Origin of the sequence: Actinomycetospora cinnamomea, assembly GCF_003096675.1 — a bacterium.
GTDB classification, from domain to species: domain Bacteria; phylum Actinomycetota; class Actinomycetes; order Mycobacteriales; family Pseudonocardiaceae; genus Actinomycetospora; species Actinomycetospora cinnamomea.
In genome coordinates, this window is record NZ_QEKW01000002.1 from 116,409 (window position 1) to 141,312 (window position 24,904).

At 75.4% G+C, this 24,904-nt stretch carries 22 protein-coding genes; 18 read left to right on the forward strand and 4 right to left on the reverse strand.

The window, feature by feature from the left end; translation table 11 throughout:
- Nucleotides 1–10 precede the first annotated feature (10 nt).
- On the reverse strand, nucleotides 11–1,102 hold the full coding sequence (locus C8D89_RS05305; protein ID WP_243417873.1) for a sulfite oxidase: 1,092 nt from the start codon (nucleotides 1,100–1,102) through the stop codon (nucleotides 11–13).
- A 217-nt stretch (nucleotides 1,103–1,319) separates the two neighbouring features.
- On the opposite strand from C8D89_RS05305, the gene C8D89_RS29055 reads away from it, so the two are divergent.
- From C8D89_RS29055 to C8D89_RS05315, 3 genes are all read left to right on the forward strand, one after another.
- Nucleotides 1,320–1,490: a hypothetical protein gene (locus C8D89_RS29055; protein WP_165825563.1), complete on the forward strand. Its 171-nt coding sequence runs from the start codon at nucleotides 1,320–1,322 to the stop codon at nucleotides 1,488–1,490.
- A 100-nt stretch (nucleotides 1,491–1,590) separates the two neighbouring features.
- A complete protein-coding gene (locus C8D89_RS29685; RefSeq protein WP_207787073.1) occupies nucleotides 1,591–2,946 on the forward strand; it encodes a hypothetical protein in 1,356 nt (451 codons plus the stop codon).
- Between the two features lie 5 nt (nucleotides 2,947–2,951).
- Entirely contained in the window at nucleotides 2,952–3,605 is a 654-nt protein-coding gene (locus tag C8D89_RS05315; RefSeq protein ID WP_116707059.1) for a flavin reductase family protein, read from the forward strand.
- On the opposite strand, the gene C8D89_RS05320 is transcribed toward C8D89_RS05315, so the two are convergent.
- Nucleotides 3,551–4,006, reverse strand: a complete 456-nt coding sequence (locus C8D89_RS05320) for an acyl-CoA thioesterase (protein WP_116707060.1) — start codon at nucleotides 4,004–4,006, stop codon at nucleotides 3,551–3,553. The genes C8D89_RS05315 and C8D89_RS05320 overlap by 55 nt on opposite strands.
- 57 nt (nucleotides 4,007–4,063) lie before the next feature.
- Between C8D89_RS05320 and C8D89_RS05325 the strand changes: the two genes are divergently transcribed.
- From C8D89_RS05325 to C8D89_RS05335, 3 genes are read left to right on the forward strand one after another with little or no spacing between them, the layout of a single operon-like run.
- On the forward strand, nucleotides 4,064–5,119 hold the full coding sequence (locus tag C8D89_RS05325) for an LLM class F420-dependent oxidoreductase (protein ID WP_116707061.1): 1,056 nt from the start codon (nucleotides 4,064–4,066) through the stop codon (nucleotides 5,117–5,119).
- Between the two features lie 20 nt (nucleotides 5,120–5,139).
- On the forward strand, nucleotides 5,140–5,592 hold the full coding sequence (locus C8D89_RS05330) for a MaoC family dehydratase (RefSeq protein WP_116707062.1): 453 nt from the start codon (nucleotides 5,140–5,142) through the stop codon (nucleotides 5,590–5,592).
- Nucleotides 5,593–5,615: 23 nt separating this feature from the next.
- The gene (locus C8D89_RS05335; protein WP_116707063.1) at nucleotides 5,616–6,827 is read left to right on the forward strand and encodes an acetyl-CoA C-acetyltransferase; all 1,212 of its coding nucleotides are present in this window, start codon (nucleotides 5,616–5,618) and stop codon (nucleotides 6,825–6,827) included.
- 9 nt (nucleotides 6,828–6,836) lie between these two features.
- Here C8D89_RS05335 and C8D89_RS05340 read toward each other — a convergent pair whose 3' ends face one another.
- The gene (locus tag C8D89_RS05340) at nucleotides 6,837–7,616 is read right to left on the reverse strand and encodes an enoyl-CoA hydratase/isomerase family protein (protein WP_116707064.1); all 780 of its coding nucleotides are present in this window, start codon (nucleotides 7,614–7,616) and stop codon (nucleotides 6,837–6,839) included.
- A 114-nt stretch (nucleotides 7,617–7,730) separates the two neighbouring features.
- On the opposite strand from C8D89_RS05340, the gene C8D89_RS05345 reads away from it, so the two are divergent.
- A complete protein-coding gene (locus C8D89_RS05345) occupies nucleotides 7,731–8,243 on the forward strand; it encodes a MarR family winged helix-turn-helix transcriptional regulator (RefSeq protein ID WP_116707065.1) in 513 nt (170 codons plus the stop codon).
- Nucleotides 8,240–10,927, forward strand: a complete 2,688-nt coding sequence (locus tag C8D89_RS05350; RefSeq protein ID WP_116707066.1) for an MFS transporter — start codon at nucleotides 8,240–8,242, stop codon at nucleotides 10,925–10,927. The genes C8D89_RS05345 and C8D89_RS05350 overlap by 4 nt, the downstream gene beginning before the upstream one ends.
- Nucleotides 10,928–10,975: 48 nt before the next feature.
- Here the strand turns inward: C8D89_RS05350 and C8D89_RS05355 are convergent, their stop codons facing one another.
- Nucleotides 10,976–11,464: an inorganic diphosphatase gene (locus tag C8D89_RS05355; protein ID WP_116707067.1), complete on the reverse strand. Its 489-nt coding sequence runs from the start codon at nucleotides 11,462–11,464 to the stop codon at nucleotides 10,976–10,978.
- Nucleotides 11,465–11,665: 201 nt separating this feature from the next.
- Between C8D89_RS05355 and dacB the strand changes: the two genes are divergently transcribed.
- From dacB to ftsH, 10 genes are all read left to right on the forward strand, one after another.
- Nucleotides 11,666–13,132: a D-alanyl-D-alanine carboxypeptidase/D-alanyl-D-alanine endopeptidase gene (gene dacB / locus C8D89_RS05360; protein ID WP_165825564.1), complete on the forward strand. Its 1,467-nt coding sequence runs from the start codon at nucleotides 11,666–11,668 to the stop codon at nucleotides 13,130–13,132.
- A gap of 63 nt (nucleotides 13,133–13,195) precedes the next feature.
- Nucleotides 13,196–14,284, forward strand: coding sequence for a zinc-dependent metalloprotease (locus tag C8D89_RS05365; RefSeq protein ID WP_207787074.1), 1,089 nt, complete (start codon nucleotides 13,196–13,198; stop codon nucleotides 14,282–14,284).
- 8 nt (nucleotides 14,285–14,292) lie between these two features.
- The gene (gene tilS, locus C8D89_RS05370; protein ID WP_207787075.1) at nucleotides 14,293–15,402 is read left to right on the forward strand and encodes a tRNA lysidine(34) synthetase TilS; all 1,110 of its coding nucleotides are present in this window, start codon (nucleotides 14,293–14,295) and stop codon (nucleotides 15,400–15,402) included.
- Nucleotides 15,403–15,416: 14 nt separating this feature from the next.
- Nucleotides 15,417–15,962, forward strand: coding sequence for a hypoxanthine phosphoribosyltransferase (gene hpt, locus C8D89_RS05375; RefSeq protein ID WP_116707069.1), 546 nt, complete (start codon nucleotides 15,417–15,419; stop codon nucleotides 15,960–15,962).
- 82 nt (nucleotides 15,963–16,044) lie between these two features.
- Entirely contained in the window at nucleotides 16,045–17,736 is a 1,692-nt protein-coding gene (locus C8D89_RS05380) for an efflux RND transporter periplasmic adaptor subunit (RefSeq protein ID WP_116707070.1), read from the forward strand.
- Complete coding sequence (locus tag C8D89_RS05385; RefSeq protein WP_116707071.1) at nucleotides 17,733–18,446, forward strand: ABC transporter ATP-binding protein; 714 nt, start codon at nucleotides 17,733–17,735, stop codon at nucleotides 18,444–18,446. The genes C8D89_RS05380 and C8D89_RS05385 overlap by 4 nt, the downstream gene beginning before the upstream one ends.
- 7 nt (nucleotides 18,447–18,453) lie before the next feature.
- Complete coding sequence (locus C8D89_RS05390) at nucleotides 18,454–19,662, forward strand: ABC transporter permease (protein ID WP_116707072.1); 1,209 nt, start codon at nucleotides 18,454–18,456, stop codon at nucleotides 19,660–19,662.
- 24 nt (nucleotides 19,663–19,686) lie between these two features.
- A complete protein-coding gene (locus tag C8D89_RS05395; RefSeq protein ID WP_116707073.1) occupies nucleotides 19,687–20,385 on the forward strand; it encodes a hypothetical protein in 699 nt (232 codons plus the stop codon).
- A gap of 179 nt (nucleotides 20,386–20,564) precedes the next feature.
- Nucleotides 20,565–22,124 carry a helicase HerA-like domain-containing protein gene (locus C8D89_RS05400; protein ID WP_116707074.1) on the forward strand — a complete coding sequence of 520 codons (1,560 nt, stop codon included), beginning with the start codon at nucleotides 20,565–20,567 and terminating at the stop codon, nucleotides 22,122–22,124.
- Nucleotides 22,125–22,298: 174 nt separating this feature from the next.
- Nucleotides 22,299–24,893, forward strand: coding sequence for an ATP-dependent zinc metalloprotease FtsH (gene ftsH / locus C8D89_RS05405; RefSeq protein WP_116707075.1), 2,595 nt, complete (start codon nucleotides 22,299–22,301; stop codon nucleotides 24,891–24,893).
- The last annotated feature ends 11 nt before the right edge of the window (nucleotides 24,894–24,904 follow it).

The window sequence follows — 24,904 nt, forward strand, 5'->3', positions numbered from 1 at the left end:
GCGCATCGCCTCACCCGTCGGCGGCCCCGAACGCGTGCAGCGTCACGTGCGCCCACGAGGTGTTGACGTACCCCTTGGGGTTCCACAGCTCCGCGGGATCGGCGGGCTGGACGCCGGCCGCGGAGTCCCACGCCCGGGCGTGGACGCGGCTGGTGCCGACCGGCAGGTCGAGCTCGACCTGCCAGAACCGCCAGCTCCAGCGCCCGGCCTGCGGGTCGAGGTCGGCCTGGGTCCACGTCGCGCCGCCGTCGGTGGAGACGTCGACGCGCACGACCGTGCGGTCGCCGCCGGCGAGCGCGTATCCCGTGACGCGTGTGGGGCCGGCGGGGACCTCGGCGCCGTCGTCGGGAGCCAGCACGTCGGCGTTCACCGCGAGCGGGCCCAGCGCCACGCCACGGCCCGGCGCTGGGGAGGCCCCGGCGGGCAGGAGCCGGTAGGCGACCGCCTGGAAGTGGCCGGTCGAGGGCGCGTCGCGCACGGTGATGCGCTCGAGCCACTTGACGCTGCGGGCCCCGATCCAGCCGGGGACGACGACGCGCACCGGCGCACCGTGGGCCTCCGCCAGTGGCGCGTCGTTCATCGACCAGGCGAGCAGGACCTCCGGAGCCAGGGCCTTGTCGAGCGGCACCGACACCGCGTACGGCTCCGGCGCGCCCGGCTCCTCGCTGACGTCGGCGCCGACGAGCTCGACGTCGGTCGCCGCCGGGTCGACGCCGACGTCGCGCAGCACGTCGGCGAGGCGCACGCCCGCCCACCGCGCGGTGCCGACGGCGCCCGGCCCCCACGGGGTCTCGCCCGGCAGCTCGGCCACCTCGGCCAGCCCGGCGCGGCGGTTGCCGGCGCACTGCAGCGTCACGACCTGGTCGTGCTCGTCGAAGCGCTCGCGCAGCGCGCCGAGGGAGAACGTGGCCGGCCGCTCCACCCGTCCGTCCACCCGCAGCGTCCACGTCGCGGGGTCGATCCGCGGCGTCTCGGGCGCGTGGTTGCGGTGGTAGAAGAGCGCGACGGGCGTGAGGTCGAGGTCCGCGAGCGCCGTGCGCGGTGGCTCGGCGTTGTAGGGCTGCGACGAGTGGACGGTCAACTCGGCCGGCTGGGTGGGCACGGTGCTCCCGGGGTCGGCGACGCGGGGTGAGGGCCCTCCGGGGCCGGTTGATCCGACCGGGTGGACCTCGGGGCCGGGTCTGTGATCATGTCTCGTGGAGATCCTCCCGGCGGGCGGTCGTCGGGTCGTGTGCCCAGGTCAGCGCGGGTGGGAAACGTGCGCGAAGAGCCGTCGTGGTGCCCGGGGGAGGGTCGGGGAGGAGTCGTAGGGTGCCCGCATGACGCAGACGCCGATCTACGAGGAAGTCCGCCGGGCGCTCGGCCGTGGCGACCGTGACTTCGCGAGGCGTGCGTTCCGCGAGGACGTCCCCGCGGGCGCCGAGGAGCGCCCGGCGCGCCCCGTGATGCTGCGCGGCACCGGCGGGCGGCACCGGCGGTCCGGCGACTGATCGTCGCGCTCGGCGTCGGCGTGTCCCGGGCCCCCGGAACGGGCCGCGGTGGGGGTGGGGCAGGCTTGGCCCCCGGTCGTCGACGTCAGCGGGGGCAGGGATGAGCGAGCAGTCCGGAAGCCCGGGCACGCCCGGACCGGGCCGCGGGCGCCACGCCGCCCCCGGCGTGGACGCGGACGAGCCCGGCCCCGACACCTCGCGCGGCGCCGGCCGTCACGCCGCGGGACCGGCCGACGCGCCGGCCCACGAGGCCGGGTCGCCGGGACGGCCGGGCCCGCCGGGTCCGCCCGGCCGGCCCGGGCCGCAGGGTCCCGCGTGGCCGGGACCCGGAGCGCAGGCGCCCGGCGCCGTCCGACCCGCTCCGCACGCCGACCGGCCCGGCCGCGCGCTCCAGGGCCCGCCCGCGGGACCGCCGCAGGGACCGGGCCACGGCCCGCTGCCGGGCGCGGGCCGGCCCGGACCGCCGGGCCCGCCCCCGGGGCCGGCGCCGGGTGGGCGCCCGGCCGGCTCGGCCGTCCCGGCCCGTCCCGCCCCCGACGACGTGCCCGCCGAGGCCCCGACCCGGCGTACCGACGTCGCGGCCGGCGACGCGCCGGCGACGCGGCGCGGATCGCACGGCGGCGGATCGGACGGCGGTGGGTCGGACGGCGGTGGGTCGGAGGCCGGGCTGTCGATGGCCAAGGTCAGCGGGCAGGCGGCCGCCGCCGTGACCGCGGCGGGCGCGGGATCGTTCCTCGGCGGCGCGGGCGGCACCGTCATCGGCGCCGGGATCGTCGCGATCATCACCACGGTCGGCGACGCGTTCTACCAGCGCTCGATCGAGCGCACGCGTCACCACGTCCGCACCCGGATGCGCGGGCGCCAGGCGATGGTGGCGTCGCGCGACGACCGCACCACCGTCTCGCCGACCGGAGGACCACCCGGCGCCGACCCGTCCGAGCAGCCGACCGTGGTCATCGGGGGTGACGACGCCACCCGCGTCTCGGCCGCGGCCGGCGGCGACGACCCGACCCGCGCGGTCGCTCCCGGCACCCGCGTCCTGACCGCCGACGACGACGCCACGGCGTTCCACGGCACCCCGGGCGGGCCGGGCGGGCCCGGGGACCCGGACGACCCCGACCGCCGGCGTCCCAGGCCGTGGCGGCGCTACGGGCTGCTCGCCGCGACCGCACTGCTGATCTTCCTCATCGCGATGCTGGCGATCACGGGCATCGAGCGCCTCAAGGGCTCGCCCCTGTCCGGCGGCGACTCGGGGACCAGCGTCGGATCGGTGTTCGGCACCGGGCCCACGACGTCCAGCTCGGCGCCCGAGACCACCGGGAGCGAGCCCGCCGACGACGCGACGACGACCACGGAGGCCCCTGCGAGCACCACCTCGGAGGCGCCCGAGACCAGCGTGACCACCACCTCGGAGCGCCCCGAGCTGGTGCCGAGCGGTCTGCTGCCGGGTAACTGAGCAGCGTGCGCACCGACTTCGACCCCGACACCGTGGGCGCCGGCGGCTTCTACAAGCTGCTCACCTCGGTGATCGTCCCGCGACCGATCGCCTGGGTGGTGACGCGCTCGGCCGACGGCGTCGACAACCTCGCGCCGCACTCGTTCTTCACCGTCGCGTGCACCGACCCGCCGATCGTGCAGTTCACCTCGGTCGGCGAGAAGGACTCGCTGCGCAACGCCGAGACGTCCGGCGAGTTCACCGTGTGCCTGACGCCCGAACCGCTGCTCGAGCACGTCAACGCCACCGCGACCGACTTCCCGCCCGGCGAGAGCGAGATCGACGCGACCGGGCTGACCCGCGAGCCGTCCCTGCGCGTCGCCACCCCGCGGGTCGCCGAGTCGCCGGTCGCGCTGGAGTGCCGGCTCGAGCAGGTGGTGCGCCTGGGCAACTCCGCGATCGTGCTCGGCCGGGTCCTGCACGCCGCGATCGACGACGCCGTCCTCGTCGACGGCCGCCCCGACGTGCGGCGCCTCGCGCCGCTCGCACGCCTCGGGGGCAACGAATGGTCGACGCTGGGCGAGGTGCGCGCGACCCCGCGGATCCGCTACGCCGACTGGCCCGGTCACTTCTCCCCGTCGTCCAGCCCGGCGTCGGCCCCCGCCTCGTCGAGCACCTGAGCGATCCGCCCGGCGTCCCCGAGGGCGAGCAGCCGGCCGCGGGGGTCGGCGACGAGGCGCCGGGTGGCGTGGTCGAGCAGCCCCATGGTGCCGGTGATCGTCGCGGCCACGATGTCGTCGCGGCGCAGCTCGGCGTCCATGCGGAACGTCTTCCCCTCGCCGAAGCGCACGTCCAGGCGCACCTCGACCTGGTCACCGACGCGCAGCTCGGCGAGGAAGCGCACCGTGGACTCGAGGATCACCGGGCCGATGCCGGCGGCGGTCATGTGCGGCACGTCGATGCCCGTGGCCCGGAACAGCTCGGTGCGGCCGTGCTCGGCGTACTGGTGGTACACGGCGTGGTTGACGTGCCCGTTGGCGTCGGTCTCGTAGCCGCGCACCGTCACCGTCGTCGTGAACACACCCGTCTCCTCGCCGCCGCACTGCCGTGATCAACGCGATCGTGACAGGCTGCGCGCGTGCGCATCGGGATGGGCCTGAACTACAGCGGCGGCTTCGAGGAGACGGTGGCCGAGCTGGCCGAGCACGAGGCCGCGGGCCTCGACATCGTCTTCGTGCCGGAGGCCTACAGCTTCGACGCGGTCAGCCAGCTCGGGTACATCGCCGCGCGCACGAGCACCGTCGAGATCGCCTCGGGCATCCTGCAGATCTACACGCGGACGCCCTCGCTCACGGCGATGACCGCCGCGGGCCTGGACTACGTGTCGAACGGCCGCTTCACGCTGGGCATCGGGGCGTCGGGCCCGCAGGTCATCGAGGGCTTCCACGGCGTGCGCTACGACGCGCCGCTCGGGCGCACACGCGAGATCGTCGACATCTGCCGCCAGGTGTGGCGCCGCGAGAAGGTCCAGTACCCCGGCAAGCACTACACCGTGCCGCTGCCGCCCGACCAGGGCACGGGGCTCGGCAAGCCGCTCAAGATCATCAATCACCCGGTCCGCGACCGCATCCCGATCGTGCTCGCCGCCATCGGCCCCAAGAACGTGGCGATGACCGCCGAGATCGCCGAGGGCTGGCTGCCGATCTTCTTCGTGCCGGAGCGGGCGCAGGAGGTGTGGGGCTCCTCGCTGGAGCAGGGCAAGGCGAAGCGTGACCCGTCGCTGGGCGACCTGCAGATCTACCTGCAGGCGTCGCTGTGCATCACCGAGGACGCCGACACGGCCCGGCAGATGCTCGACGGGATGCGCCCGTTCGTCGCCCTCTACGTCGGCGGCATGGGCGCGAAGGGCAAGAACTTCTACAACGAGCTCGCCCAGCGCTACGGCTACGAGTCCGAGGCCGCGACCATCCAGGACCTCTACCTCGACGGCAAGAAGGACGAGGCCGCCGCGGCGGTGCCCGACGAGCTCGTGAAGGCGATGTCGCTGATCGGGCCGCGGGCCTACGTCGCGGAGCGCCTGCAGGCGTTCGCGGACGCGGGCGTCACCACGATCAACGTCACGCCGCTGGCCGGCACACCCGCCGAGCGGGTGTCGCTGGTCGGGCAGGCCAAGGAACTCGCTGCTGACCTCTAGCGACCTCTAGGAGCGCGCCCATGCGAGTGTTCGCCGACGTCGAGGAGCTGCGCGGCGCGGTGGGCGAGGACCTGGGCACCAGCCCGTGGGTCACCGTCGACCAGCACCGCGTCGACACGTTCGCCGACGCCACCGACGACCACCAGTGGATCCACGTCGACCCCGAGCGCGCCGCCGCCGGGCCGTTCGGGCGCACCGTGGCCCACGGCTTCCTCACCGTCGCCCTCATGCCGAGGTTCGGCTGGGACACCTTCGAGGTGAAGGGGGTGTCGATGACGGTGAACTACGGTCTGAACAAGGTGCGCTTCCCGTCGCCCGTGCCGGTGGGCAGCCGTGTGCGAGGTCACTGCCGTCTGGCGGACGTCATCGACGTCCCGAACGGCGTGCAGGCCACCATCGCGGGGACCGTGGAGATAGAGGGCTGGCCCAAGCCGGCGTGCGTCGCCGAGGTCATCCTGCGCTACCTGCACTAGCTCGTCCCTGGAGGAGGTCGGCCGTGGCCGATGCGGTGATCTGTGAGCCCCTGCGGACCCCGGTGGGGGGCTTCGGGGGCGGGCTGCGCGACGTGGCGGCCCAGGAGCTGGCGGCGACGGTGATCCGGGAGCTGGTGTCGCGGACGGGGATCACCGCCGACCAGGTCGACGACGTCGCGTTCGGGCACTGCTACCCGACGATGGACGCCCCGGCGATCGGGCGGGTGGCGGCGCTGGACGCCGGCCTGGAGGTGACGGTGCCGGGCATCCAGGTGGACCGCCGCTGCGGCTCGGGGCTGCAGGCGGTGCTCTACGCGGCGATGGCGGTGCAGACCGGCGGTGCGTCGCTGGTGCTCGCCGGCGGCGCGGAGTCGATGTCCGGGGCGACCTACTACAGCCAGGCGCCGCGCTGGGGCACCAAGGCGGGCGGCTTCCAGATGAAGGACGCGCTGGCCGAGGGCCGGGTCCACGCGGGCGGGGTGAACCACCCGGTGTGGGGCGGGATGATCGAGACCGCCGAGAACGTGCGGAAGCGCTACGACATCGGTCGCGAGGAGCAGGACCGCCTGGCGGTCCGGTCGCACGAGAAGGCGACCGCGGCGGTCAAGGACGGGCGCTTCGCCGACGAGCTGGTGCCGGTGACGGTGCCGGGGCGCAAGTCGGACACGGTCGTCGACGCCGACGAGCACATCCGGCCGGACGCGACGCTGGAGTCGCTGGCGAAGCTGCGCCCGATCGTGGGCAAGCAGGACGACGCGGCGACCGTCACGGCGGGCAACGCGTCGGGGCAGAACGACGGCGCCGCGGTGTGCGTCGTGACGACGCCGGAGAAGGCCGCCGAGCTGGGGCTGCGGCCGCTGGCGCGGCTGGTGTCGTGGGGGCTGGCCGGTGTGGGCCCGGAGGTGATGGGGATCGGTCCGGTGCCGGCGACCGAGCAGGCGCTGGGCCGGGCGGGGCTGACGTTGTCGGACCTGGACGTGATCGAGCTCAACGAGGCCTTCGCCGCCCAGGCGCTGGGCGTCGGGCGCGAGTGGGGCATCGACCTCGTCACCGACGAGCGCGTGAACCCCAACGGCTCGGGCATCTCGCTGGGTCATCCGGTCGGTGCCACGGGCGTGCGGATCCTGGCGACGATGCTGCGCGAGATGGACCGCCGCGAGGCCCGCTACGGCCTGGAGACCATGTGCATCGGCGGCGGCCAGGGCCTGGCGGCGGTGTTCGAGCGGGTGCGCTGACGCGCACCTCTACTTCCCCTGCCAGCGGGGCTCGCGCCTCTCGCGAGCCGCCGCCATGCCCTCCGCCGCGTCCTCGGTGGCCCCCGCGACGCGGCGCATGGTCTCGCCGAAGCGGATGGCGTCGGTCTCGCCCAGGTACGGGCCCCGGCGCGCCATCTCCTTGATCGCGCGCTGCGCCAGGGGCGCGCCGGCCAGCAGGCGGTCGGCGAGCGCGCGGGCCTCGGAGAGCAGGTCGTCGTGCGGCACCACGCGGGACACCAGCCCCATGTCCCGCGCCCGCTGCGCGTCGACGCGCTCGCCGGTCAGCAGCAGCTCCATCGCCGGCTGCCAGCCGATCCGCTGGGGCAGACGGAGGGCGCCGACGATGGTCGGGATGCCCAGGCGCACCTCGGGGAAGCCGAACGTCGCCCGCTCGCTGGCGATCACGAGGTCGCACCAGGTCACGAGCGTCAGCCCGTAGCCCAGGCAGTGCCCGTTCACCGCCGCGATCACGGGCTTGTAGATCTCCCAGCCGCTCTCGAACGAGTTGACCGTCGGGCGCTCCCAGAACGAGCCGGGGAAGTCGCCGGCCGGGTTGCCCTCGCCGCCCGGGTCGGCACCGACGCAGAACGCCCGCCCCTCGCCGGTCACGATGCCGACCCAGGCCTCGTCGTCGGCGCGGAAGCGGTCGAACGCCTCGTTCAGCCCGGTGCGCATCGCCCCGTCGATGGCGTTGAGCTTCTCGGGGCGGTCGTAGGTGATCGTCGCGACGTGGCCGTCGCGCTCGTAGCGGACCCGCTCGCTGCTCATGGGTGCTCATCGTGCAGGTGTGCGCGCTCGCCCGTGCCCTGGCACGGGCAAGCGCGCACGAGCGCGGAGCGCAAAGTATGCTTGTACGCAGCAACCGATTGTACGGAGCATGCAATGGACTCCTCAGGGCTCCCGGCGCCGCCGGGGGTGGACGACCGCTGGCTGGTCTCGGACCGTCTCGGGCACCAGATGATCCGCCTCATGCGGGCGGTCGAGCGGGCGAAGGCCGGCGCGGACGCCCCGGACGGCGTCGAGCGCGCGGCCTACGTGCTGCTCGCCCGCCTCGTCCTCGACGGCCCGCGCCGCTCGAACGCGCTCGCCGAGTCGGTGCACTCCGACCCCTCGACGGTGAGCCGCCAGGTCGCGGGGCTGGTCCGCGCCGGGCTCGTCGAGCGCCGACCCGACCCCGAGGACGGGCGCGCCACCCTGCTCGCGCCCACCGCCGAGGGCCTGCGCGTCTTCCAGGCCAACCGCGACCGCCGCAACCGCGAGATCGGCGCCCTGACCGCGCACTGGGACGAGGCCGACCGCTGCCGGCTCGCCGAGCTCCTCGAGCGACTGGCCACCGACATCGAGCGCCACCACGCGCCCGCTCCGCCTCCCGTCCTGGCCCCGGAGGCCTCATGAGCACCCCCACGGCCGCCACCGCCCCGGCGACGGACCCCGCCACCGACGCGGCGAGCACCGGCTTCACCCACCGCCAGATCCTCGTGATCCTCTCCGGGCTGATGCTCGGCATGTTCCTGGCCGCGCTCGACCAGAACATCGTCTCCACGTCGATCCGCACGATCGCCGACGACCTGCAGGGCCTGAACATGCAGGCCTGGGCGACGACGGCGTACCTGATCACGGCGACGATCACGACGCCGCTCTACGGCAAGCTCTCCGACCTCTACGGTCGTCGGCCGTTCTTCCTCACCGCGATCGGGCTGTTCGTCCTCGGCTCGGTGCTCTGCACGATCTCGACGTCAATGTACGAGCTCGCCATGTTCCGCGCGGTGCAGGGCCTCGGCGCCGGCGGTCTCATGTCGCTGGCCCTGACGATCATCGGCGACATCGTCCCGCCCCGCGAGCGCGCCCGGTACCAGGGCTTCTTCCTCGCGGTCTTCGGCACCTCGAGCGTCATCGGCCCGGTCGTCGGCGGGTTCCTCGCCGGGCAGGACACGATCCTCGGGATCACCGGCTGGCGCTGGGTGTTCCTGGTCAACGTGCCGATCGGGATCGTCGCGTTCCTGGTCGTCGCGCGCGTGCTGCGCCTGCCGCACACCCGCCGCGAGCACCGGCTCGACTTCCCCGGTGCCGCCGCTCTGGCCGTCGCCCTCGTGCCGCTGCTGATCGTCGCCGAGCAGGGCCGCGAGTGGGGCTGGGGCTCCGCGTCGGCCGTCGTCTGCTATGCCGTCGGCGCAATCGGGCTCGTGACGTTCCTGCTCGCCGAGCGCGCCTACGGCGACGACGCGCTGCTGCCGCTGCGACTGTTCCGCAACGGGGTGTTCAGCCTGACCTCGATCATCGCCGTCATCACCGGGGTCGGGATGTTCGGCGGCATCGCGATCGTCCCGCAGTACCTGCAGATCGTCACCGGCTCCGACCCCACGGAGGCCGGCCTGCAGATGATCCCGCTGGTCGGCGGGATCATGGTCGCGTCGATCGTCTCCGGCCAGCTCACGAGCCGCACCGGACGCTACAAGATCTTCCCGGTGATCGGTCTGTTCCTCATGACCGCAGGCATGCTGCTGTTCCACTTCCGCCTCCACGCCGACACCCCCTACTGGGAGATCGCGCTGCTCATGGTGGTCTTCGGCCTCGGGCTGGGGAACTGCATGCAGACCCTGGTGCTCGCGGTGCAGAACGCGGTGCCCGCCAGGGACATGGGCGTCGCGACGGCCTCGGCGACCTTCTTCCGGCAGATGGGCGGCACGCTCGGCGTCGCGGTCTTCCTCTCGGTGCTCTTCTCCACCGTCGGCGACCGCATCCGCGACGCCTTCGCCTCCATCGCCCCGACGCCGGCGTTCCAGGCCGCCGTGGCCGACCCCGCGGCGCTCGCGAACCCGGCCAACCGGGTCGCGCTCGACCCCGTCGCCGGCGCCGCGCAGGTCGCGCAGGACTCCTCGGTGCTCCAGCGGATGGACCCGCGGCTGTCCGAACCGTTCCTCGTCGGCTTCTCGAACGCGATGGACCTCGTGTTCCTCATCGCCGGCTGCGTCATCGCGGTCGGGTTCGTGCTGGTGCTGTTCCTGCGCGAGGTCCCGCTGCGCACCCAGTCCGGTATCCAGGCCCGCGACGCCGAGCAGGCGGGTACGGCCGAGGCGACGGCGCTCGACACCCCGGCCACCACCCCGCCGGTGGCGGCGGGCGCGGCCGCGGGTCCCGCACCGGAGCAGCCCCGCGGAACCGCGTCGCCGCCCGGCTGGGGCCCGCCGTCCACGGCTGACACGACGATCCGGAACGGGCACGGTCCGAACGGCCACCACGGCCCCGCCGTCCACGGGCGCGTCACCGGCGCCGGCCACAGCGACGTGTCACCGCAGGACGACGTGACGGTCTCGCTGCACGGTCTCGACGGCGCGCCGCTGCAGCGGGTGGGCGTCGACGCGCAGGGCGGCTACGCCCTCACCGCCCCGGGCGCGGGCACCTACGTGCTGGTCGCGAGCTCGCCGCGGCGCCGCCCGTTCGCCGAGCTCGTCGCCGTCGACGGCCGGCCGGTGCGCCGCGACGTCGCGCTCGCCCGCGTCGCCGCCCTCGGCGGCCGGGTGAGCGAGCCCGACGGCACGCCCGTCGCGGGGGCCACGGTCACCGTCACCGACCCGACCGGCGGGGTGGTCGCCGTGCGCCACAGCGACGCGGCGGGCGCGTGGGAGGGCGGCGAGACCGAGGCCGGCGTCTACACCGTCACCGTGCTGGCCCCGGGCCGGGCGCCGGCCGCCGGCCGCGTCGAGGTCGGCGACGAGGGGGCCCGCCACGACGTCGTGGTGCCGCCCGCGCGCCACGAGCTCGCCGGCGTCGTCCGCGCGGGAGGTGGGGCGCCGGTGCCGGAGTCGCTGGTGGTGCTCGTCGACCGTGACGGCGGCGTCGTCGCCTCGACGGTGACCGGGGCCGACGGCCGGTTCCGGTTCCGGGACCTGGCGCCGGGCCGGCACATGCTCACCGCGAGCGGCTTCGCCCCGGTCAGCGAGGAGGTCGTCGTCGACGGGGCGGTCCCGCTGGACGTCACCGTGACCGTCACCCCGCCGCGGCCCGCCCCGGCGGGCCGGCACGAGGCGTCCGAGCCGGCGGCGTACGACACCACCGACCTCAGCCGCAGCGCTCTCTGACCCGGGGGTCGGGGCGGGGACCCCGTCCCGACCGCCCGCGTCGGTCGCTCAGTGCCCGGCGTCGCGGGCGCGCTCGAACGACGCCTTGATCTCGAGCTCGGCGTCCGAGCGCCCCACCCACGAGGCACCCTCGACGCTCTTGCCGGGCTCGAGGTCCTTGTAGACCTCGAAGAAGTGCTGGATCTCGAGACGGTCGTACTCCGAGAGGTGGTGGATGTCGCGCAGGTGCTCCTGCCGCGGGTCGCCCGCAGGCACGCAGAGCACCTTGTCGTCCCCGCCCGCCTCGTCGGTCATGCGGAACATGCCGATCGCGCGCGCCGCGACGACGCAGCCCGGGAACGTCGGCTCCTGGACGAGCACGAGGGCGTCCAGCGGGTCGCCGTCCTGGCCCAGCGTGTGCTCGATGTAGCCGTAGTCGGCCGGGTACTGCGTGGCCGTGAACAGGGTGCGGTCGAGCCGCAGCCGGTTGGTCTCGTGATCCATCTCGTACTTGTTGCGGACCCCCTTGGGGATCTCGATCAGTACGTCGAACTCCACGGCCCGCTCACCGCTCCCTGTACTCGCTCGTCGGCTGTCGTGGGCCCGCGCGACGGTGCACGGGCCCGGCCCCCGCCGCGCGACTCGCCTCGCCGGGGGTCCCCGCCCGGCCTCTAGTGTGGGGCACCGGCCGGGGTGACCCGGCACACCCGGCCCCCGTCCGGGGGAGGTGAACGGCAGGTTGAGGAGGGGTGCGGGCGCGTGAGCGGCCACGGTCACCGCGCAGACCCCGGGGGGTCGTCCGCCGTTCACCGCTGGGGCCGGCGACTGCTCGCCGTCGTGGTGACGGTCGTCCTGCTGGGCGGCCTCGGGGTCGGCACCGCCCTCTCCGCGCCCTCGCTCGCCCGCTCGGTCGGGCTGCCCGTGGCGCTGGTCGGCGGCGAGGCGGCCGACCCGCCCGAGCCCGCCACGCCCCGCCCACGCCTGGCCGCGGTGAGCCCCGACGCGCCCGCCCCCACCACGTCCGGCCTCGCCGCCGCGCTCGACGCCCGTGTCGCCGCACTGGGCGACGTCACCGGCTCGGTCGTCGACCCCGCGACCGGGCAGACGCTGTGGAGCCGGCGGCCGAACGAGCCCCAGGTGCCCGCGTCGGTGACCAAGCTGCTGACCGGCGCGGCCGCGCTGCTGCGCCTCGATCCGACCATGCGCTGGACCACCACGGTCGTCGCCGGGCCCACGCCCGACTCCGTGGTGCTGGTCGGCGGCGGCGACCCGACGCTGTCGTCGCTGCCCGCCGGACGGGCGACCGTCTACCCCGACGCCGCCCGCCTCGACGACCTGGTGGCGGCGGTGAGCGCCGCCCGCGCCGGCCAGCCCGCCGTGCGCCGGGTCTACGTCGACGTCTCGTACTACGTGAACGGCGGGGGCAACGGCGTCGCGCCCGGCTGGGACCCCACCGACGTCGCCGCCGGCTTCGTCGCGCCGATCGTCCCGGTGATGCTCGACGGCGGGCGCAGCGACCCGACGGTGCTCGACGTCCCGCGCACCGCCACCCCCGCCACCGACGCCGCCCGCGAGCTGGGCGCCCGGCTGGCCCGCGGCGGTGCCGCGCCCATCGCGACCGTCGGCACCGCGCCGCCGGGCGCCCCGGTGCTCGGGCAGGTCGTCTCGCCGCCGGTCACCGAGCTCGTGCGCACCGCCCTGCAGAACTCCGACAACGTGCTGGCCGAGGCCCTGGGCCGCGAGGTCGCCCGCGCGGTCGGCGAACCCACCACGTTCGACGGCGCGGCCCGCGCGGTGACCCGCGTGCTCGGCGAGGCGGGCATCGACACGACCGGTGTGACGCTCGCCGACACCAGCGGGCTCTCGGTGAACGACCGCGTCCCGGCCACCGCGCTCTCGGGCGTGCTGGCGCCCGCGGCCGCCCCGTCCGGCGCCGACCCGCGCACCGCGGCGCTGCGCCCGCTGCTCGACGGGCTGCCGGTGGCGGGTGGGGGCGGCACTCTGGCCGACCGCTACACCCCGGGCACCCCCGCGGCCGACGGACGCGGCTGGGTCCGCGCCAAGACCGGCACCCTCACCGCGGCCAACGCCCTCGCCGGCGTCGTCGAGACCGCGGACGGCCGGGTGCTCGCGTTCTCCTTCATGAGCAACGGCATCGACCCGGGGACCGCCCGACCCCGCCTCGACGCGCTCGCGGCCGCGCTGCACGCCTGCGGGTGCCGCTGAGCCGCGCGGGCCGGCACGGAGCGGAGCGGCGCCCGACCCGAACGGCCGACGTACGGTGGGGTCGTGGCCGCTGACCTCACCTCCGTCCCGCGCGGCACGGGGCTGCCCGTCGACTTCGCCCTGGCCGCCGCCACCGGCGCCCGCCTCGTGCCCGCCGGTCCCGCGGTCACGCCCGAGCAGGCTGCCGCTGAGGTCGCCCGGCTGCGCGAGGGGGCCCGGGTGGGGGAGGAGCACGTGCGGGCGCTCACCGGCCTCGGCGCCGGACTGCCGGTGCCCGAGGCCGTCGTCGTCGACCGGCCGGGGTGGATCCGCTCGGCCGTGGACGGCATCGCCGCGCTGCTCGACGACGTGCCCGGGCCGCGGGCGCCCGACGGGCTCGTCGGCGACGCGCTGGGGCGCGTGACCCGTTCGGCGGCGGGGCTGCAGATGGGCACGCTGCTGGCGTTCCTCGGCAGCCGCGTCCTCGGGCAGTACGACCCGTTCGGCGGCCCCCCGGACAGCACCGACCGCTCCGGTCGCCTGCTGCTCGTCGCCCCCAACGTCGTCGCCGCCCAGCAGGCCCTGCGCGTCGACGCGGAGGACTTCGCGCTGTGGGTCTGCCTCCACGAGGCCACCCACCGGCTGCAGTTCACCGCGGTCGACTGGCTGCGCGGCCACTTCCGCGCCGAGGTCGCCACGTTCGCGGGCGGGTTCGACCGCACCGCCTCGGGCGCCGTCGACCGCCTCCCCGAGGTCCTGCGCGCCGTGCGCCGCGACCCACCGCGCGACGGCCTGGCGCTCATCGAGGCGTTCCAGGGCCCCGAGCAGCGCGCCGTGCTCGACCGGCTGCTCGCGCTGACCACGCTGCTCGAGGGCCACGCCGAGCACGTCATGGACGCCGTCGGCCCCGAGGTCGTGCCGTCGGTGGCCAAGATCCGCGCCCGCTTCACCCAGCGTCGCCGCGGCGGGAGCCTCGTCGACCGGCTCCTGCGCACGCTGCTCGGCGTCGACGCCAAGATTCGGCAGTACGAGCAGGGACGCGTGTTCGTCGACCGGGTCGTCGACACGGTGGGCCTGTCCGGTCTCAACGCCGTCTGGACCTCGCCGGACACCCTGCCCCGGCGCGCGGAGATCACGGACCCGCGCGCCTGGGTCGCCCGCGTCCACGGCTGAGGTCCGTCGTGCGCGTGCCCGAGCCGGTCGCCGCGGTCCGCCGGGCGGTGCGCGAGGCCCTGGCCGCCCACCCCGGCGCCCGCACTGACGCGACGAACGCGCCGTTCGCTGCTCCTACGCGCACGAACGGCGCGTTCGTGTCACCGCGCCGGCTGCTCGTCGCCTGCTCCGGCGGCGCCGACTCCGTGGCGCTGGCGGCGGCCGCCGTGCACGTCGTGCCCGGGCGGGTGCACGGGGTGGTCGTCGACCACGGGCTGCAGGACGGCTCGGGGGCGCAGGCCGCGCGGACGGCGGCGCTGCTGCGCGAGCTGGGCGCGTCGGCCGAGGTCGTGCCCGTGGACGTCGGGACCGCGGGCGGGCCGGAGGCGGCGGCACGCTCCGCGCGGTACGCGGCGCTGCGGGCCGCGTCGCGGGCCCACGGCTCGACCCACGGCGGGGCGCCGGTGCTCCTCGGGCACACGCTCGACGACCAGGCCGAGACCGTGCTGCTGGGCCTGGCGCGCGGGTCGGGGGCGCGCTCGCTCGCGGGCATGGCCGTGTGGGACCCGCCGTGGTGCCGGCCCCTGCTCGGCGTGCGGCGGACGACCACCCGCGCCGCCTGCGGGGCCGCGGGCCTCGAGGTCTGGGACGACCCCCACAACGACGACCCCCGCTACACCCGCGTGCGGCTGCGCCACGAGGTGCTGCCGCGGCTCGAGGAGATCCTCGCCGGCGGGGTCGCGCCGGCCCTGGCCCGCACCGCCGCGCAGCTCGCCGACGACGACGCGGCGCTCGCGACCTGGGCCGACGCCAGGCGCGGCGCGCTGGTCGACGCCGACGGGTCGCTCGACGCCGCGAGCCTGCGGGCCGACCCGTCCGCCGTCCGGCGCCGTGTGCTGCGCGTGTGGCTGGCCGACGCCGGGGTGGCCGAGCTCACCGACGCCCATGTCCGTGCGGTCGACGGCCTCGTGGCCGCGTGGCGCGGGCAGGGAGCACCCCCACTGCCCGGCGGGTTGGAGGTGGTCCGGGCGCATGGCAGGCTGCGTGTGCTCGCCGCCCCGGTTCGCGCGCGCGGCGCAGCGGGGTCGGTGCACCGGGAGGCACCGGCTCCACCACCCCCCACGCCCGAGACCCCGTGAGGAGTCGGCCAACGGTGTACGACGGCGACATCGCGTCCGTGCTGATCACCGAGGAGCAGATCCAGGGCAAGATCGCCGATCTCGCCGAGCAGATCGGCGCCGACCACGGCGAGCACGAGTCCGACCTCGTCCTCGTCGGCGTGCTCAAGGGCGCCGTGATGTTCATGACGGACCTCGCGCGCCGCCTGCCGATGCCGACGCAGCTGGAGTTCATGGCCGTGAGCTCCTACGGGTCGTCGACGTCGTCCTCGGGCGTCGTCCGCATCCTCAAGGACCTCGACCGCGACATCTCCGGACGCCACGTGCTGATCGTCGAGGACATCATCGACTCGGGGCTGACCCTGTCCTGGCTGCGCAAGAACCTGGAGTCGCGCGGGCCGGCCTCGCTCCAGGTCGTCACCCTCCTGCGCAAGCCGGAGGCGGCCAAGCTCGACGTCGACGTGGCCTACGTCGGGTTCGACATCCCCAACGAGTTCGTCGTCGGGTTCGGGCTGGACTACGCCGAGCGCTACCGCGACCTGCCCTACATCGGCACGCTCGACCCACACGTCTACGCCTGACGCGCGCCGATCACTGAACGATCACTCACCCGGCACGCCCCCGGGCGCGGCGATCGGGTGAGGTGGGGCTACCGTCCGCCACATGGCGGGTGCGCGTCGCTCTGTGTGGCTCGTCAACGGGCTCATCGTGCTGGTGGTGCTGCTCGCCGCCGGCGGTGCCGTCGTGGCGCTGACCTCGAGCCGTGGCGGCGACGACGGCCTGCGCACCACCCCCGTCGGGCGCGGCACCGTCGCCGAGACGGTCACCGCCTCCGGCGCGGTCACCAGCGCGCGCAGCTCCACGCTGAACTTCGCTGCGGGCGGACGCATCGACGAGGTCCTGGTCGCGGTCGGCGACCGGGTCGAGGCCGGGGACGTCGTCGCCACCCTCGACGCGGAGTACGCCGACGCCAACCTCGACGCCGCCCGGGCCCAGCGCGACGCCGCCCGCGAGCAGCTCGAGGACGCGCGCGAGGCGCGCGACGACCCGCCGGCCACGGCCACCCCGGCGCCCACCCAGCCGGCGGCACCCCCGGCGGCGGGAACCGGTGCCGGCGGGGCACCGGGCGGACAGGGACAGGGGACTGCCGCATCGACGGGCACGACGCCCTGCCCGACGTGCGCGCCGCCTCCGTGCGGGACGTGCCCGCCGCCCACGACGACTCAGCCGGCGACCGGGGACACGCGACAGGATCACCAGCCCGCTCGGCGGGACGCCCCCCTCGTCGGTGTCCACGGCTTCTCCGCGCGGGCGCCGAAGGCCGCGGCGAGCAGCACGCCGGCTCCTCCCGGTGGCGGGGGCGCGGGCGGTACGGGGACGGGTACCGGCGCCGCCGCGGGCACGGGCACGGGCGTGGCCGGCGGGACCGGGGCGGCGGGTGGTGCGGGTGCCGCGAGCTCGCCCGAGACCGCCGTCGCCCAGGCCGAGGCCTCGCTGGCGCAGGCCGAGGCCGCGGTGATCCAGGCCGAGCAGGCCACGGAGGACCTCGAGCTCGCGTCCCCGCAGGACGGCACCGTGGTCAGCCTCGACGCGGGCCCCGGCCAGCTCGTGCCCGCGGGCGGCACCGTCACGAGCTCGACGTCGTCGGGCAACCCCACCGGCGGCACGCTGCCCGACGGCACCGCCGCGGGCGGGGCGGGTGCGGCCGGGGCCGCCGCGTCCGCCGCGGCCGGCGCCGCCGGTGCGCCCGGCGCGGGCGGTGCGGCCGGGGGCGTCACCGGCGGCCCGACGGCGCCCGCGGTCATGACGATCCTCGACCTGACGGCCCTCCAGATCCGCGCCGACGTCCCCGAGCTGGACGTGGGCCGGCTCCAGGTCGGCCAGCCCGTCGAGGTGACCGTCAACGCCCTGCCCGGGCAGGCGCTGCCGGGCACCGTGACCGCGGTGGACCTGCTGCCCGGCTCCGGCACCTCGGTGCAGTACGGCACCGTCGTCACCCTGAGCGGGCCGCCGCCGAACCTGCGCCCGGGGATGTCGGCGAGCGTCGCGGTGACCGTGGCGCAGTCGCCGAACGTCTCGTTCCTGCCCTCGGTGGCCGTCACCCCGATCGGCGGCGAGGGCGCGACGGCGGGGACGGTGCGCGTCCTCGGGCCCGATGGCGTGCCCCAGGACCGGACGGTCGCGCTCGGCCTGTCCTCGGACACGCTGACCGAGATCCGCTCCGGCCTCGCGCCCGGCGAGCTCGTCGTCCTGCCGGACCCGAACACCGCCAACGTGTTCGGCCCCGGCCAGGGTCCGCCGCCGAACCTCGAGGGCGGTGGGTCCGGAGGGGCCGGAGGGTCCGGCGGCGGATGACGATCGCCGACGTCCCGCACGTCCTCGACGTCCGCGGGCTCTCCAAGGTCTACGGCACCGGCGAGACGGCCGTGCACGCGCTGCGCGACGTCGACCTCACGGTGCGGCGGGGGGAGTACGTCGCGGTCATCGGGCAGTCGGGCTCGGGGAAGTCGACGCTGCTGAACGTCCTGGGCTGCCTCGACGCGCCGACGTCCGGGCGGTACCTGCTCGAGGGCCTCGACGTCGCGTACCTGGACGAGCGCCAGCAGGCGGTGCTGCGCAACCGCCAGATCGGGTTCGTGTTCCAGGCGTTCAACCTCATCCCGCGCACCAGCGCGCTGGCCAACGTCGAGCTGCCGCTGGTCTACGCGGGGGTCGGGCGGCGGGTGCGCCGTGAACGGGCGCTGGCGGCGCTGGAGCTGGTGGGCCTCTCCGGGCGTGCCGACCACCGCCCCAACCAGCTCTCCGGCGGCCAGCAGCAGCGCGTGGCCGTGGCGCGCGCGCTCGTCACGAGCCCGGCGCTGCTGCTCGCCGACGAGCCCACCGGCAACCTCGACTCGGCAAGCACCGCCGACGTCCTCGGGCTCTTCGACCGCCTGCACGCCGCGGGCCGCACGATCGTGCTCATCACCCACGACGACGAGGTCGCGGCGCGGGCGGAGCGGGTCGTCGTCGTCACCGACGGGCGCCTGACGGAGGTCGGCCCGCGGCGGGTGGCGGCGAGGTGACCGGCCGGTGAGCGTCGTCGAGGTCGTCCGCTTCGCCGTCCGCGGCCTGATCGCGAACCGGCTGCGGTCGTTGCTGACGATGCTCGGGATCATCATCGGCATCGCGGCGGTCATCCTGCTGACCGCGCTGGGCAACGGGGCGTCGCAGTACATCCAGGGCCAGATCGCGGGCCTGGGCGCGAACAGCATCACGATCATCCCCCGCCAGCCCCCGGCGAGCGCCGGCACCGACGGCCGGCCGCTGACAGCGGCCGACGCCCGGGCCCTCGCCGACCCGCAGGGCGCCCCGGACGTCGCGTCGGTGTCGCCGGTGGTGACGCTGCCGGCGCCGGTCGACGCGGGGCGCGCGAGCTCGGACGCGACGGTCGTCGCCAGCACCCCGACGTACTTCGCGGGCGCGAACGTGCAGCTCGGTACGGGGCGGGCGTACACCGACGCCGACGTCGCGGCCGGACGCAAGGTCGTGCTGCTGGGCCGGACCGTGGCCGACGACCTGTTCGGCGTGGGCTCCGACCCGCTGGACCGCGACGTGCTCGTCCGCGGCGTGCCGTTCCGGGTAATCGGGACGCTGGCGCCCGCCGGCGAGGGGCAGGGGCTGTCGAACCCCGACGAGAACGTCCTCGCGCCCCTGACCGCGGTGCAGGGCTCGCTCACGGGGTTCGGCGACCTCGACCGGATCGTCGTGCAGGCGCGCTCCACCGAGGCGCAGGCCGCCGCCGAGAGCGAGATCAACTCGATCCTCGACCGCCGCCACGGCGTCGACACCCCGGAGGAGCGCGACTACCAGGTCATCAGCGCCCGCCAGCTCGCCGACGTGCTCGACCAGACGCTGTCGGCGTTCACGCTGCTGCTCGCCGCCATCGCGGCCATCTCGCTGGTGGTGGGCGGGATCGGGATCACGAACATCATGCTGGTCTCGGTCACCGAGCGGACCCGTGAGATCGGCATCCGCAAGGCGCTCGGGGCGCCGCCCTCGGCGATCCTCGGCCAGTTCCTCGTCGAGTCGATCATCCTGAGCCTCGTCGGCGGGGTGCTGGGCGTCGCGCTCGGCTACGCCGGGACCCTCGTCCCGCTCGGCGAGTTCCAGCCCGTCGTCCTGCCCCCGGCCGTCGTCGCCGCCGTCGGGGTCTCGGCGGCCATCGGCATCTTCTTCGGCGCCTACCCCGCCCGCCGCGCGGCCCGCCTGCGCCCCATCGACGCCCTGCGCCGGGAGTGATCCCGTGAGCCTGGAGGAGGAGCCGTGAGCCAGCCGTCCGAGCCGGAGCCGGCCGACGCCCGCACGACCACCGACACGACCAGCGACACGACCAGCGACACGACCACCGCCGCCGGGCCCTCCGTGGACCCGGACGCGGGCACCTCCGACGCGTCGCCCGAGACACCGGACGAGTCGCCGACGTCCGAGGACGCGGCCGTCACCGAACGTTTCCCGGTGCCCCCGCCCGCGGCGCGCCGCTCGAGCCCGATGCCGCAGCGGTCGGCCCCGGGACCCCCGGAGCCGCGGACCGCCGAGCAGGACCGGGCGGCCGCGGTGCTCGACCGCCCCGTGGACGACGGGAACCTGGCCGACCGGCTCCGCCGCCCCGGCCTCGCGCGCTCGACGCGGCTGCTCCTGCTGCTGCTCGGCGCGGTGGTGTGCCTGGCGGTCGGCGCCCTCGTCGGCCGGGCGACGGCACCGGACACGGGGCCCGGCTCGGTGCCCGACCTCCTGGGCGTCGTCGAGTCCGTCCAGCCGACGGGCGGCGGCTACCCGATCGTCACGGTCCGCGCCGCCGACGGCACGCTCACGCCGCTGCGGACCACGGCGGGCACCAGCGTCGCCGTGCCGCGCCCCGAGGGCCCCGCGGGCCTGCGCGTCGGCCAGCAGGTGACCGTGCACGCCGAGCGCGGCGCCGACGGCGCGATCACCGCGGTGCGCGTCGACGTGCCCGGCCCCTGACCGCCGGGGTGCCGGAGCGAGGGACGCCCTGGGTGCGTGGCACGCAGGGGGGGTGACCCTCGCTGCGCGGGGTCGCGCGGGGCTGCCGGAGCGAGGGACGCCCTGGGTGCGTGGCACGCAGCGGGGGTGACCCTCGCTCGTCGGGGCGAGGCCGTCCCGCGCCCGCTAGCCTTCGGCGCGTGGCCGACCAGGGTGCTGCTGCCGCGATCGCCGCCGGGTACGCGACGGAGGCGGGGGCGATCGAGCTGGGGACCGTCGTGGTCGACGGCGTCGCCGACCCCACCGCCCGCGTTCGCCTGCCGTTCGCGACGCTCAACCGCCACGGCCTCGTCGCCGGCGCGACGGGCACCGGCAAGACCAAGACGCTGCAGGCGATGGCCGAGCAGTGCTCCGCCAACGGGATCCCAGTGCTGCTCGCCGACATCAAGGGAGACCTCTCCGGCCTCGCGCGCCCCGGTGAGCCGAGCGACCGCGTCGCGGAACGAGCCGCCGAGACCGGCGACGACTGGGCCCCGACGGCGTACCCCGTGCAGTTCCTGTCCCTGGGACCGGGGATCGGCGTGCCCGTCCGGGCGACGATCACCGCGTTCGGGCCGATCCTGCTGGCCAAGGTGCTCGGGCTGAACGCCACGCAGGAGTCGACGCTCGGGCTGATCTTCCACTGGGCCGACCAGCAGGGCCTGGCGCTGCTCGACACCAAGGACCTGCGCTCGGTCATCGCGCACCTGCTCTCCGACGAGGGCAAGGCCGAGCTCAAGGGGATCGGCGGGGTCTCGGCGGCGACGGCCGGGGTGATCCTGCGGGCGTTGGTCAACCTCGAGGCCCGCGGCGGCGAGCAGTTCTTCGGCGAGCCCGAGTTCGACCCCGCCGACCTGCTCGTCGTCAAGCCCGACGGGCGCGGGCGCGTGACGCTGCTCGAGCTGGCCGACCAGCAGGCCGACCCGACGCTCTACTCGACGTTCCTCATGTGGCTGCTCGCCGAGCTGTTCGAGGACCTCCCCGAGGTCGGCGACATCGGGAAGCCCGAGCTCGTCTTCTTCTTCGACGAGGCCCACCTGCTCTTCACCGACGCCTCGAAGGCGTTCCTGGACCGCATCGAGCAGACCGTCAAGCTCATCCGGTCCAAGGGCGTCGGCGTCTTCTTCTGCACCCAGCAGCCCACGGACGTCCCGAACGACGTGCTCAGCCAGCTCGGCGCGCGGGTGCAGCACGCGCTACGGGCGTTCACTCCGGACGACCAGAAGGCGCTGACGCGCACCGCGCGCACCTACCCGCGCAGCGAGGTCTACGACATCGAGGAGTCGCTGACCACGCTCGGCACCGGCGAGGCCATCGTCACCGTGCTCTCCGAGCGTGGCGCCCCGACGCCCGTGGCCTGGACGCGGCTGCGCGCCCCGCGCTCGCTGATGGCCGCGATCGGCGAGCCGGCGGTCACCGAGGCGGCGCGGGCCTCGCCGCTGTGGGGGCGGTACGGGCAGGGGATCGACCGCGAGTCGGCGTACGAGCGGTTGTCGGCGCGGACGGGGGCGACGAGTGCGCCGGGCACGCCGCCGGCCGAGCCCGTGCCGCCGCAGCAGGCGCCCCATGAGGCCCCGCCGCAGGCGCCGCCGCCAACCGAGGACGAGGGCCCGGGCTTCTTCGAGAAGGCCATGGCGAACCCGATGGTGCGCTCGTTCCTCCGGTCGGCGGGCCGCGAGATCTCCCGCGGCCTGTTCGGGACGGCGCGCCGCCGGCGCTGACGCGCGCGCCCGGTTCGCGCGCCCGGTCCGGTGTCGTGACCGGGGGGTACGCTTGAGCAGATCAGGGCCCCGCGGACGTCCGCGTGTGCGAGTCCCGAGCCGAGACATTCCGATCACGACCGACCGCAGGGTCCACCCGGGGAGGGTCGAGGGCCGCCTGGAGGCCGCAACCGCATGGACCGCAAGCGCCTTCTCCGCAATCCACTCATCTGGATCGTGGTGTTCTTCCTCGTCTACCTGGGCGTGTCGTCGCTGCTCAGCGACACCCGCGGGTACACCGAGGCCCCGACGTCGCTCGCCCTGCAGCAGGTCGAGGCGCGCAACGCGTCCGAGATCACGATCGAGGACAAGGAGCAGCGGCTCCGCCTGACCCTCACCAACCCGGTACAGGTGCCCGGCGCCGACGGCGCGCAGCCGACGACGACCAACCAGATCTACGCGCAGTACCCGGCCGCGGCGACCGACCAGGTGTTCGCCCTGGTGCGGGAGAACCCGGCGCCGTCGGGCTTCGACACCCGGGTGACGCAGGACTCGATCCTCACCCAGATGTTGATTTACCTGATCCCGCTGGGTCTGGTGCTCCTGCTGCTGTTCTGGATGATGAACTCCCAGGGCGGGGGCAACCGCGTCCTGTCCTTCGGCAAGTCCAAGGCCAAGCAGCTCACCAAGGACATGCCGAAGACCACCTTCTCCGACGTCGCGGGCGCGAACGAGGCGGTGGAGGAGCTCTACGAGATCAAGGACTTCCTCCAGAACCCGGGCCGCTATCAGCAGCTCGGCGCCAAGATCCCCAAGGGCGTGCTCCTCTACGGCCCGCCCGGCACGGGCAAGACGCTGCTGGCGCGCGCGGTGGCCGGCGAGGCGGGCGTGCCCTTCTACACCATCTCCGGCTCGGACTTCGTCGAGATGTTCGTCGGCGTCGGTGCCTCCCGCGTGCGCGACCTGTTCGAGCAGGCCAAGCAGAACGCCCCGTGCATCGTGTTCGTCGACGAGATCGACGCCGTCGGCCGCCACCGCGGCGCCGGCATGGGCGGCGGCCACGACGAGCGCGAGCAGACGCTGAACCAGCTGCTGGTCGAGATGGACGGGTTCGACTCGCGGGGCGGGATCATCCTCATCGCCGCGACCAACCGACCCGACATCCTCGACCCCGCGCTGCTGCGCCCCGGCCGCTTCGACCGCCAGATTCCTGTCGCCGCGCCCGACCTCGCCGGCCGCCGCGCGATCCTGCAGGTGCACTCGGCGGGCAAGCCGCTGGCGCCCGACGCCGACCTCGACGGGCTGGCCAAGCGCACCGTCGGTTTCTCCGGCGCCGACCTCGCCAACGTGATCAACGAGGCCGCGCTGCTCACCGCCCGGCTGGGCCAGACGCAGATCACCGGCGCCTCGCTGGAGGAGTCGGTCGACCGCGTCATCGGCGGCCCGGCGCGCAAGAGCCGCATCATCTCCGAGCAGGAGAAGAAGGTCGCGGCCTACCACGAGGCGGGCCACGCGCTGGCCGCCTGGGCGATGCCCGACATCGAGCCGGTCTACAAGGTCACGATCCTGCCGCGCGGGCGCACCGGTGGGCACGCCCTCGTCGTCCCCGACGACGACAAGGAGCTCATGACCCGCTCGGAGATGATCGCGCGCCTGGTGTTCGCGATGGGCGGACGCTCGGCCGAGGAGCTCGTGTTCCACGAGCCGACCACGGGCGCGTCCTCCGACATCGAGCAGGCCACGAAGATCGCCCGTGCGATGGTCACCGAGTACGGCATGAGTGCGAGGCTCGGCGCGGTGAAGTACGGCCAGGAGCAGGGCGAGCCCTTCCTCGGCCGCACCGCGGGGCGGCAGGCCGACTATTCGCTCGAGGTGGCCCACGAGATCGACGAGGAGGTGCGCAAGCTCATCGAGGCGGCGCACACCGAGGCGTGGGACATCCTCAACACCCACCGCGACGCGCTCGACGCGCTGACCGGCGAGCTCATCGAGCACGAGACGCTGCAGCGCCGCGACCTCGAGCGGATCTTCGCGTCGGTCACCAAGCGGCCGCGGATCACCGCGTTCAACGACTTCGGCGAGCGCGTGCCGTCGGACCGCCCCCCGATCAAGACCCGTCGTGAGCTGGCCACCGAGCGTGGCGAGCCCTGGCCGCCGCCCGGGGAGCGCCCCGAGCGGACCGAGCGCGACGAGCGCACCGCGGTCGGCTCGGTCGCGGGCAACGGCCACGTCGCGCACGGCAGCAACGGCGCCTACGGCAACCACGCGGCGGGCAACGGCCACGACCGCGGGTACGAGGGCGGGTACGAGGGCGGCCGTGACGGTGCTCCCGGGGAGGGCCATGACGGGGGCGCGACGCCGACCCCGCCGGCCGGCCTGCCTGCCTCGGGCATCCCGGACGTCTACCGCACGGGCAACGGCCGCCGCGGCGCGGAGGCGGGCGACAAGCCGTCGTCGGTGGCCCCCAACTACGGCGCGCCCCCCGGGTGGACGCCCGCGACCGTCCCGCACGGCACCACCTGGAACCCCGGCGGTGCCGGTCGCTCGGGCGGCCAGTCCGGCCAGTCGGGTCCCTACGGCCCGCAGTCCGGCCCGTACGGCGGCGCCCACGGCGCACCGTCCGGCTCGTCACGCTCGCCGGGCGAGAGCACGCCGAACCCGTACGGTGAGCCGGATGGCCGCACCTGGGACGGCCGGTCGGAGGGTCGGCACACCAGCTCCCCGAGCTGGGGCCACGACGGTTCCGACGGCGGCGCCGAGGGACGCGACACCCCGCGCGGTCAGGGCTGAGGCAGGGCCGG

Excerpts from the sequence above, each read along its gene's own strand:
- C8D89_RS29055 (WP_165825563.1), top strand. The coding sequence starts at position 1,320 with ATGACGCAGACGCCGATCTACGAGGAAGTCCGCCGGGCGCTCGGCCGT.
- C8D89_RS29685 (WP_207787073.1), top strand. The coding sequence starts at position 1,591 with ATGAGCGAGCAGTCCGGAAGCCCGGGCACGCCCGGACCGGGCCGCGGG.
- C8D89_RS05330 (WP_116707062.1), top strand. The coding sequence starts at position 5,140 with ATGCGAGTGTTCGCCGACGTCGAGGAGCTGCGCGGCGCGGTGGGCGAG.
- C8D89_RS05340 (WP_116707064.1), bottom strand. The coding sequence starts at position 7,616 with ATGAGCAGCGAGCGGGTCCGCTACGAGCGCGACGGCCACGTCGCGACG.
- C8D89_RS05345 (WP_116707065.1), top strand. The coding sequence starts at position 7,731 with ATGGACTCCTCAGGGCTCCCGGCGCCGCCGGGGGTGGACGACCGCTGG.
- C8D89_RS05350 (WP_116707066.1), top strand. The coding sequence starts at position 8,240 with ATGAGCACCCCCACGGCCGCCACCGCCCCGGCGACGGACCCCGCCACC.
- C8D89_RS05380 (WP_116707070.1), top strand. The coding sequence starts at position 16,045 with ATGGCGGGTGCGCGTCGCTCTGTGTGGCTCGTCAACGGGCTCATCGTG.
- C8D89_RS05385 (WP_116707071.1), top strand. The coding sequence starts at position 17,733 with ATGACGATCGCCGACGTCCCGCACGTCCTCGACGTCCGCGGGCTCTCC.
- ftsH (WP_116707075.1), top strand. The coding sequence starts at position 22,299 with ATGGACCGCAAGCGCCTTCTCCGCAATCCACTCATCTGGATCGTGGTG.